Source organism: Martelella sp. UBA3392 (assembly GCF_002358775.1).
Taxonomy (GTDB): domain Bacteria; phylum Pseudomonadota; class Alphaproteobacteria; order Rhizobiales; family Rhizobiaceae; genus Martelella; species Martelella mediterranea.
Genome location: NZ_DEPM01000195.1, coordinates 1 through 9,253 on the forward strand (window position 1 = coordinate 1; position 9,253 = coordinate 9,253).

Below are 9,253 nucleotides of genomic sequence, written 5' to 3' on the forward strand. Positions count from 1 at the left end.
CGGAGCCGAACATGGTGCCGAGACGGCCGAAGCCGGTGACCACTTCGTCGGCGATCAGCAGGATATCGTGCTTTTTCAGCACGTTCTGGATGGCTTCCCAGTAGCCGGCGGGCGGCGGCACGATGCCGCCGGTGNNGAGCGCGTCGGACATGGCCTTGTTGAGATAGGCGCCGGTCTCGCCGGCATTCGAGATCAGGTTCAGCTTGTCGAGAAGCTGCAGGTTGGCGACGCCTGCCGCCGCGCCGATCGGGTGCGCGGAATAGGTCCAGCCATGGCCGATCGGGCCGTTCTCGTCGGTGCCCTGCTCGAGGACCTTCCACACCTTTTCGGAGATGATCGAGCCGGACAGCGGCGCATAGGCCGAGGTCAGGCCCTTGGCGATGGTGATGATGTCAGGCTCGATACCGTAATGGGCGGAGCCGAACATGGTGCCGAGACGGCCGAAGCCGGTGACCACTTCGTCGGCGATCAGCAGGATATCGTGTTTTTTCAGCACGTTCTGGATGGCTTCCCAGTAGCCGGCGGGCGGCGGCACGATGCCGCCGGTGCCGAGAACCGGCTCGCCGATGAAGGCCGCGATGGTGTCGGCGCCTTCTCGCTCGATCAGGGCTTCGAGCTCACGGGCGCAATGCGCGACGAAGTCTTCTTCCGATATCGTCAGGTCTTCGCGGCGGTAATAATAGGGCGCCTCGGTATGGATGACGGTGTTGAGGGGCAGGTCGAACTTCTTGTGAAACAGTTCAAGCCCGGTCAATGAACCGGTCATCAGGCCCGAGCCGTGATAGCCGCGCCAGCGGGAGATGATTTTCTTCTTCTCGGGGCGGCCAAGGATGTTGTTGTAGTACCAGACGAGCTTGATATTGGTCTCGTTGGCATCCGAACCCGACAGGCCGAAATAGACGCGGCTCATGTTTGCGGGCGCGCGGTCGATGATCATCTTGGCGAGCGTCACCGAGGCTTCGGTGCCGTGGCCGACATAGGAGTGGTAGTAGGCCAGCTCCCTGGCTTGCTCGGCGATGGCATCGGCGACTTCCTGGCGGCCGTAGCCGATATTGACGCAGTAGAGGCCGGCGAACGCGTCGAGCAGTCTGTTGCCCTCGCGGTCCGAGATATGGACGCCTTCGCCACCGGTGACGATCCGGTTCTTCAGTTCACCACGGGCGAACTGGCCCAGATGGGTCGAGGGGTGGAAGAAGTGGTCGTGATCCCACTGGTCAAGCTGGTCGTTGCGAAGCATCGGCTTTCCTTTCGATTATCGTTCAAGCGTGTTGTTGCGCGGTTCCGCCGCGGGCTCACGCCCAGTCGCGGCAGACATATTTGACTTCGGTGAAGGCCTCCATGCCGAGACGCGAGCCTTCGCGTTCGAGGCCGGACTGCTTCATGCCGCCAAAGGGGATCGGCGCACCGGTGACCTTGGTGCGGTTGACGGCGACCATGCCGAACTGCAGCGTCCGGCTGGCGCGGTAGATGCGGCGCGGGTCCTGTGTGTGAAGATAGGCGACGAGGCCGTATTCGGTGTCGTTGGCGCGGGCTAGCGCTTCCTCTTCGGTGTCGAAGGGAACGATCGCGGCCACGGGGCCGAATGTTTCCTCATGCATGATGAGGGCGTCGGCGGACACATTGGCAAGCACTGTCGGCTCGAAGAAGAGGTTGCCGGCCTCGTGACCCTTGCCGCCGGTCAGCAAGCGCGCGCCTTTGCTGACGGCGTCCTCGACATGCTGGCGCTGTTTGGCGACGGCCTTTTCGTTCATCAGCGGGCCGATATCGGGGTCGTCCATGCCAATGCCGACCGAGAGCATGGCGGTGCGGGCGGCGAATTTTTCGCAGAAAGTCTCGTAGACCGAGCGTTCCACGAAAAAGCGGTTGGCGCCGAGGCAATCCTGGCCCGAGGTTGCGAACTTGGCCTTGATCGCCTCGGCGACGGCTTGATCCATGTCGGCATCGGCAAACAGAATGAACGGCGCGTGGCCGCCGAGTTCAAGCACGAGGCGCTTTACCGTGTCGGCGGAGCGACGGTAGAGATGCTTGCCGATCTCGGTGGAGCCGGTGAAGGACAGCGCCCGAACACGGGCATCGTTGAGCCAGGGCTCGACGATCGTGGCGGCATCCCCGGTGACGACGTTGAAGACGCCGGCGGGAAGGCTTGCGCGTTCCGCGAGCTCGGCCAGTGCGAGTGCGGAGAACGGGGTCTCGGCGGAGGGATGAACAAGCACGGTGCAGCCGGCGGCAAGGGCCGCCGCCGCCTTGCGGGTGATCATCGCCGAGGGGAAGTTCCACGGCGTGATGAGCGCTGCGACGCCGAGCGGCTCGCGCCATACCTCGACTTCGGCATCGCGCAGGTGCGAGGTCACGCTCTCTATGTTGGGGCGCTTGGCTTCCTCGGCGTAAAACTCGATGAAGGCCGCGGCATAGTCGATCTCGCCGCGTGCTTCCGAGATCGGCTTGCCCTGTTCGAGCACCATGATGCGGGCCAGATCCTCACGGTGTTTGCCCATCAACTGGAACCAGCGCCGCAGGATCGTCGAGCGCTCCTGCGGCAGGAGCGACGCCCATTTGGGGAAGGCCGTCTGCGCGGCGTTGATTGCGACGGCGCTGTCGTCGTTGCTCAGCGCTGCGATTTCGCCGACCTTCGAGCCGTCAGCCGGGTTGGTCACGCCGAGCGACGCGCCGCCGGTTGCCGCCGTCCACTTTCCGTCAATGTATGAGAAGCTGCGCAGGAGTCTGGGATCACCGAGACGGAACATGTCTCGGCGGTCGATATCGATGCGGTGCGCTTCTGCCATGTCGCTCTCCCGTGCTGTCCGTGATGGATCGCCGCTCAGGGCGGGGCGATCGGATGCATCGAGACTATCGGGTGGCTGGCAGTCGGATCCTCTTATCGGAAGGTCCCGGGCAGAGGATTCCTCTTTTTTGCGGGGTCGAAAGGGAGAGAAATCAACCCTTGCCGCTTAGTGACAGCAAGGCCTCGAAGGGAATGCGCCCGGATTTGACGGGCTTGGTGACAATATAGCTGAAGTAGCGCGCAAAGCCCGCGCCTTCGCCGAGCAACTGGTCGATCATGCGCTGGTAGGTGTCGATGTCCTTGCAGACGACATGCAGCAGATAGTCGTAACCGCCCCCCAGCGCCCAGCAATTGACGATTTCGTCGTAGCGCTCGACAGCCCGCTCGAAACCCTGCATGGTTTCGACCCGGTGATTTTCGAGTTCCGCCATCACAAAGACCTCAACATGGGCGGCAATTTTCTTCAGGCTGATTTCTGCGCGGTAGGCAGAAATGATGCCTGCCTTCTCCAGCCGCTGAAGCCGTTCCCAGCAGGGCGTGGCCGACAGGGAAACGCGCCTGGCGAGCTCCGTCTTGGAGATGCGTCCCTCGCGGTCGAGAACGGACAGGATCTTGATATCGCGGTCGTCGAGCTTGATCATTGCGGGTTTCCACAAAATGGCGAGGGGCTTGTCAATTGTCCCTTTTTCGGGTCACACTAAATCATGACAATATGGCCTCCACAACCCGGGACGCTTCGTCGTCCCGCCTATCGTTCGCTGGCCGACGCGGTTATGCAAGCAATTGAAAGCGGTCAGCTCAAGCAGGGGGACCGTCTCCCCACCCATCGCAATCTCGCCTACGATCTCGGGCTGAGCGTGCAGACGGTGGGGCGCGCTTATGACGAACTGATCAGGCGCGGCGTCATCAGCGGCGAAGTGGGTCGCGGCACCTTCGTGCGCGCCACGGGCAACGAGACCCGCACGCCCTACCTGCCGCGCAATCCGGACGGCCCGATGATCGATTTGTCGCTGCTGAAGCCGGTGCTCGAGCCGATGCATGCCGAGGTGATGAAGCAGGCGCTGAGGGATCTCGCCGACAATCTGCCGACCACGATCTACGCGTCTTTCAGGCCAGCCACCGCGCTCGGGAAATACCGCGAGAACGCCATAAAGTGGCTGAGGCATTGCGGAATCGAACTGCAATCGCAGGGGGTTATGATCACCAACGGATCGAGCCCGTCGATGGCGCTGGCGGTCCTGACCGCGGCCAATTGCGGAGACCTGATCGCAGCCGAGACGCTCACGCATCATACGCTCAAGCCCCTTGCCGGCTATCTCGGCTATCGCCTTCGCGGCGTGCCGTCCGACGACCAGGGCATGATCCCCGAAGCGCTTGAACGGTTAAGCCTGCGCGAGACCGTTCGCGCGGTCTACCTGATGCCCGCAGGCCTTGGCCCGCAGGCCCGGATCATGTCGGAAGAGCGGCGTCGCGCGCTCGTCGATGTCGCCCGGCAACGCGATATCATCATCATCGAGAACGATGCCTGGGGGCCAATGCAGGCCAAGCGCCCGGCGCCGATCGCCAATATGGCGCCCGAGCGAACCTTCTATTTCACCGGGCTGACAAAATGCGTGATGCCGGGACTGCGGCTGGGCTTTCTCGTCATGCCCGAGGCGCTGGAGGCCGCGACCGCCAACCGCCATCTCGTTGTCAACTGGATGGCAACGCCCATGCTGGCGGAAATAGCCGCACGTTGGATCGAGGACGGGACTGCCGAGATGCTTGCACGTTTCCAGGCCGAGGCCTTCGCCAAACGCAACCGGCTGGCCGAGATCATTCTGGCGGGCGTCCCCTTCAGGTCCTCGCCCAACGGCATGCATATCTGGCTGCCGATGCCTCCCGGCTGGAGCGAGGACGATTTCGTCTCCCATGCCCGCCAGCAGGGCGTTGCGGTTGCGCCAGGAGAAGCATTCGCGATTGCCGATGATCATACGGAGCCGGCGGTGCGCGTGTGTCTTGGAGGGCAGTCGATCGAGACGCTGGAGAGCGGTTTGAGGGTCATCAGCCGGCTTGTCCGCAGCCGCTTCGAGCCGGCGCTTCTGACCAATTAGGCTTGCCGCCCACAACCAATCCCCCTGGTTCCATGACCGAGCAAAGTCTGCCGGACGGTCGGCTTTGACTGTCAGCAGGCTTAATTCGAAATTGTAATGATTTAATATAATCATTGACTCTAAATTGTCATTGTTTCACCGTTACCAAATCAGAACAATAACAAACATAGGGCGGGAACACCGGCGCGATCAATTCGGATCGTCGAAGCCGGAGACAGCGCAGACCGAAATCGAGGCAATATTCCGGCCCGGTATAACCGTGGCAGGCCCATGCGCCATTGCGGTCGCGCACCAACACAATGGGAGCAACCATTTATGCGCATTAACAAGCAAATCTTTTTCAGTTCCATCGCTGCGACCGTGATCGCCGTCGCCGGTATCGGTACCGCGCATGCGGCCACCTGGAAGTACGCCTTCGAGGAAGCCATGGACGAAGTGCAGGGCAAATACGCCCAGAAGTTCAAGGAAGTGATCGAGGCCAATTCCGATCACCAGGTCCAGCTCTTCCCGTTCGGCACGCTCGGCGAATCCGCGGACATCATGGAACAGGCCCAGTCCGGCATCCTTCAGTTCGTTGACCAGTCGCCTGGCTTCACCGGCTCGCTGATCCCGGAAGCCCAGGTCTTCTTCGTGCCGTACCTGCTGCCGACCGACCAGGAACAGCTTGCGCGTTTCTACAAGGACTCCAAGGCCGTCAACGAGATGTTCCCCGAGCTCTATGCCGAGCAGGGTCTTGAACTCCTCACGATGTTCCCCGAAGGCGAAGTCGCCATGACCACCAAGGAGCCGGTGGAATCTTGCGCCGACCTCGAGGGCGTGAAGTTCCGCGTCATGACCAACCCGCTGCTGGTTGAGAGCTACAAGGCCTTCGGCGCGACGCCGACTCCGCTGCCCTGGGGCGAGGTCTACGGTTCGCTGCAGACGAACATCATTCAGGGCCAGGAAAACCCGACCTTCTTCCTGTATTCGACCAAGCTCTATGAGGTGACCGACTACATCACCTATGCCGGCCACAACAACTTCACCACTGCGGTGATGGCCAACAAGGACTTCTTCGACGGGCTGGGCGAGGAAGACCAGAAGCTCATCGAGAAGGCCTCGAGTGAAGCCTACGACTACATCGTCGACTACCAGAAGGGTCTGGCCGATTCCGAGCTGAAGAAGATCACGGACGCCAAGCCCGAAATGACGGTGACGGTGCTTAATGAAGAGCAGCGCGAATGCTTCAAGGAAGCCGCCGCGGATGTGGAAGCGACCTTCATCGAGATGACCGGCGATTCCGGCCAGAAAATTCTCGACCAGATGAAGGCCGATCTGAAGGCTGCCGAAGAAGGCTAAGGCCCGATACGTCCGGCCTCATCAGGAACAGGACCGGGCGGGTGAGAGCCCGCCCGGTATCTCTCAGTATCGGGAACATGTGCGATGACCGACAGCGGCGACAGTATCGACCGGCATGAATCCAGCCTACCCGGCGTTCTGGGCGTGATCGACACGACCATCAGCCGGATAGAATCCTTCTTTCTCGCCACCGGCGTCCTGCTGATGGCACTGAACACGGTCGCCAATGTGGTGGGCCGTTTCGCGTTTCAGCAGAGCATCTTCTTCTCCGAAGAACTCAACCGCATTCTCATCATCCTCATCACATTCGCGGGTATTTCCTATGCAGCGCGGCACGGACGCCACATCCGAATGTCGGCGATCTACGATGCCCTGCCGAGCAATGTCCGCAAGCCGCTGATGATAGGCATCGCGCTGGTGACCGCGCTGTTCATGTTCGGGCTCTGCTATTACTCGATTGGCTACCTCCTGACGCAGGCATCGCGCGGCCGCGTACTTCCCGCCCTTCAGATTCCCGTCTGGATCACCCTCATCTGGGTGCCGATCGGCTTCTTCATGACCGGTGCGCAATATGTGCTGACGGCCATCAAGAACATGACGTCGCGGGACATCTATCTCTCGACCAGTGTGCTCGAGGGATATGAAGAAGACGAATTAGAGATCTGAGGACGCAATCATGGCAGCTACAATTTTCATCGCGATGATCGTCCTCCTGCTTCTGGGTTTCCCGATGATGATCCCGCTCATCGTCGGCGCCTTCATCGGGTTCTTCACGATGTTCGGCGGAATGGGGCAGATGGAAACCATGGTGCAGCAGATGCTGGCGGGCATCCGCCCGGCTTCGCTGATCGCGGTTCCGATGTTCATCTTCGCCGCCGACATCATGACGCGCGGGCAGTCGGCCGGACGTCTGATCGATCTTGTGATGGCCTTTGTGGGCCACGTCCGTGGTGGTCTCGCCATTTCCACCGCAGCAGCCTGTACGCTTTTCGGCGCGGTCTCCGGTTCCACGCAGGCGACGGTGGTGGCCGTAGGTTCGCCGCTTCGGCCGCGTATGCTGAAGGCAGGATACAAGGACAGCTTCATCCTGGCGCTGATCGTCAACGCCTCCGACATTGCCTTCCTGATCCCGCCGTCAATCGGCATGATCATCTACGGCGTCGTGTCCAATACCTCGATCGCCGAGCTGTTCATCGCCGGTATCGGCCCGGGCCTGCTGATCCTCGTGCTGTTCTCGATCTACAGCTACATCTACGCGCTGCGCAACAACGTGCCGACCGAGGAACGGGCAACATGGTCCGAGCGCGGCAAGGCGCTGGTTGCAGCCCTCTGGCCGATGGGCTTTCCCGTCATCATCATCGGCGGTATCTATGGCGGCGTCTTCAGCCCGACCGAAGCCGCCGCGGCCTGCGTGCTTTATGCCTTGCTTCTCGAAGTCTTGGTGTTCCGTTCGATCACGGTCGGCGAGGTCTATCAGACCGCCAAGTCGACCGGCCTGATCACGGCGGTTGTGTTCATTCTGGTGGGCGCAGGTGCTGCCTTTTCATGGGTGATCTCGTTTGCGCAGGTGCCGCAGGCAATTCTCGGCGCCATCGGCATTACCGAGATGGGGGCGATCGGCGTGCTGTTCGTCATTTCGATCGCCTTCTTCGTCGGCTGCATGTTCGTCGATCCGATCGTCGTGATCCTCGTTCTGGTGCCGATCTTCGCGCCGGTCGTGGATGCAGTCGGTCTCGATCCGGTGCTTGTGGGCGTCATCATCACGCTGCAGGTTGCGATCGGTTCGGCCACGCCCCCGTTTGGCTGTGATATTTTCACGGCGATCGCGGTGTTCAAGCGACCCTATATCGAGGTGATCCGCGGGACGCCGCCCTTCATCCTCATTCTCATGGGTGTCGCGGTGGCCCTGATCTTCTTCCCGCAGATCGCACTCTTCGCGCGCGATCTGGCATTCAGATAAACCGGGAGGGAAAGGAATGTTCAAGACGATTGTCGTTGCCGTCGACGGGTCGGAAGGCTCGAAGAAGGCCATCCGCTACGGTGCGCAGATGCAGGCGCAATATGAGGGCGAGCTTCTCATGCTGACCGTATTCCGACACCACTCATTGCTTGAGGGTTCGATGTCGATGGTGCGTCCGCAGACCCCGGAGAACATCGATGACGCTATGCGCGGCTATGCCAGGGAAGTGGCGGACGAGGCCAAGGTGCTGGCCAGGGAAGCCGGCGCCACCAAGTTTCGCGCCTTCATCAAGAGCGGCCAGCCCGCGCGCACCATCGTGAAGTTCTCCGCCGAGCACGCCGCCGATCTGATCGTCGTCGGCAGCCGGGGCATGGGCGATATAGAGGGTTTTCTGCTGGGCAGCGTCTCCCATAAGGTGACGAGCCTGGCGTCGTGTCCAGTACTGGTCGTCTGACGCCGCTTCGCGTCTGTGCGTTTCCCGGAGAGCGTGATGGCAGAGCCACAAGTTTCGATGTCGCCACAACAGATCGGCTATGAGAGCCCCGGCGCAACTGTGCGTTTCGGGCTCATCGCCCTTGCGACCGACATGACGACGGAGCCGGACTTCGTGCGGATCTTTCCGCCCGAGGCGATCGTGCACACGACGCGCGTGCAGTACGCCAATCCGACGACGCCGGAAAACCTGCGCAAGATGGCGCCGCTTCTCACCGATGCCGCGGCGCTTATCACGCCGGGCGTCCCGCTTGTCGGCATCTGCTATTCCTGCACGTCCGCCGCGGCCACAATCGGGGTCGATACGGTCGAGCGGTCCATCCATGCCGCCCGGCCCGGCATTCCGGTGGTGCTGCCCACGGGCGCCGCGACGCTCGCTTTCAAGGCGCTTGGCGTGAACCGTATCGCCATCGTCACGCCCTATCTGCCGGAAGCAAGCGAGGCTGTCGCCGGATATTTCGCTTCGCAGGGCTTCAATGTCGCAAGCCATCATTGTCTGGGACTGGCTGATGATCGCGACATGGCGAGGCTTTCGAAGCAGACGATCGTCGAGGCGGCAATGGCGGCCGATGGCCCCGATAACGAGGC

Annotated in this window: 9 protein-coding genes; 6 read left to right on the forward strand and 3 right to left on the reverse strand. The window is 61.6% G+C overall.

Translation table 11 applies throughout. The features are described from left to right. The 3 genes from B4E36_RS15045 to B4E36_RS15055 all read right to left on the reverse strand — a co-directional run. On the reverse strand, positions 1-1,237 hold a 1,237-nt coding region (locus tag B4E36_RS15045), incomplete at its 3' end, for an aminotransferase class III-fold pyridoxal phosphate-dependent enzyme (RefSeq protein WP_345900530.1). Between the two features lie 55 nt (positions 1,238-1,292). Continuing rightward, positions 1,293-2,783 carry an NAD-dependent succinate-semialdehyde dehydrogenase gene (locus B4E36_RS15050; protein WP_292056747.1) on the reverse strand — a complete coding sequence of 497 codons (1,491 nt, stop codon included), beginning with the start codon at positions 2,781-2,783 and terminating at the stop codon, positions 1,293-1,295. A 151-nt stretch (positions 2,784-2,934) separates the two neighbouring features. Continuing rightward, positions 2,935-3,423, reverse strand: coding sequence for an Lrp/AsnC family transcriptional regulator (locus B4E36_RS15055; RefSeq protein ID WP_292056749.1), 489 nt, complete (start codon positions 3,421-3,423; stop codon positions 2,935-2,937). Positions 3,424-3,486: 63 nt separating this feature from the next. Here B4E36_RS15055 and B4E36_RS15060 point away from each other — a divergent pair, with 63 nt between their 5' ends. From B4E36_RS15060 to B4E36_RS15085, 6 genes are all read left to right on the forward strand, one after another. Beyond that, on the forward strand, positions 3,487-4,875 hold the full coding sequence (locus tag B4E36_RS15060; RefSeq protein ID WP_414673764.1) for a PLP-dependent aminotransferase family protein: 1,389 nt from the start codon (positions 3,487-3,489) through the stop codon (positions 4,873-4,875). Positions 4,876-5,190: 315 nt separating this feature from the next. Continuing rightward, positions 5,191-6,213: a TRAP transporter substrate-binding protein DctP gene (gene dctP, locus B4E36_RS15065; protein WP_292056752.1), complete on the forward strand. Its 1,023-nt coding sequence runs from the start codon at positions 5,191-5,193 to the stop codon at positions 6,211-6,213. Between the two features lie 84 nt (positions 6,214-6,297). After that, the gene (locus tag B4E36_RS15070; protein WP_292056753.1) at positions 6,298-6,879 is read left to right on the forward strand and encodes a TRAP transporter small permease; all 582 of its coding nucleotides are present in this window, start codon (positions 6,298-6,300) and stop codon (positions 6,877-6,879) included. A gap of 10 nt (positions 6,880-6,889) precedes the next feature. Next, positions 6,890-8,173 carry a TRAP transporter large permease gene (locus B4E36_RS15075; protein WP_292056756.1) on the forward strand — a complete coding sequence of 428 codons (1,284 nt, stop codon included), beginning with the start codon at positions 6,890-6,892 and terminating at the stop codon, positions 8,171-8,173. Positions 8,174-8,189: 16 nt separating this feature from the next. Beyond that, the gene (locus B4E36_RS15080; protein WP_292056758.1) at positions 8,190-8,627 is read left to right on the forward strand and encodes a universal stress protein; all 438 of its coding nucleotides are present in this window, start codon (positions 8,190-8,192) and stop codon (positions 8,625-8,627) included. Between the two features lie 36 nt (positions 8,628-8,663). After that, positions 8,664-9,253: ectoine utilization protein EutA (locus B4E36_RS15085; RefSeq protein WP_345900531.1), on the forward strand; the 590-nt coding region annotated here is incomplete at its 3' end.

Excerpts from the sequence above, each read along its gene's own strand:
- B4E36_RS15050 (WP_292056747.1), bottom strand. The coding sequence starts at position 2,783 with ATGGCAGAAGCGCACCGCATCGATATCGACCGCCGAGACATGTTCCGT.
- B4E36_RS15055 (WP_292056749.1), bottom strand. The coding sequence starts at position 3,423 with ATGATCAAGCTCGACGACCGCGATATCAAGATCCTGTCCGTTCTCGAC.
- B4E36_RS15075 (WP_292056756.1), top strand. The coding sequence starts at position 6,890 with ATGGCAGCTACAATTTTCATCGCGATGATCGTCCTCCTGCTTCTGGGT.
- B4E36_RS15060 (WP_414673764.1), top strand. The coding sequence starts at position 3,487 with ATGACAATATGGCCTCCACAACCCGGGACGCTTCGTCGTCCCGCCTAT.
- dctP (WP_292056752.1), top strand. The coding sequence starts at position 5,191 with ATGCGCATTAACAAGCAAATCTTTTTCAGTTCCATCGCTGCGACCGTG.
- B4E36_RS15070 (WP_292056753.1), top strand. The coding sequence starts at position 6,298 with ATGACCGACAGCGGCGACAGTATCGACCGGCATGAATCCAGCCTACCC.
- B4E36_RS15080 (WP_292056758.1), top strand. The coding sequence starts at position 8,190 with ATGTTCAAGACGATTGTCGTTGCCGTCGACGGGTCGGAAGGCTCGAAG.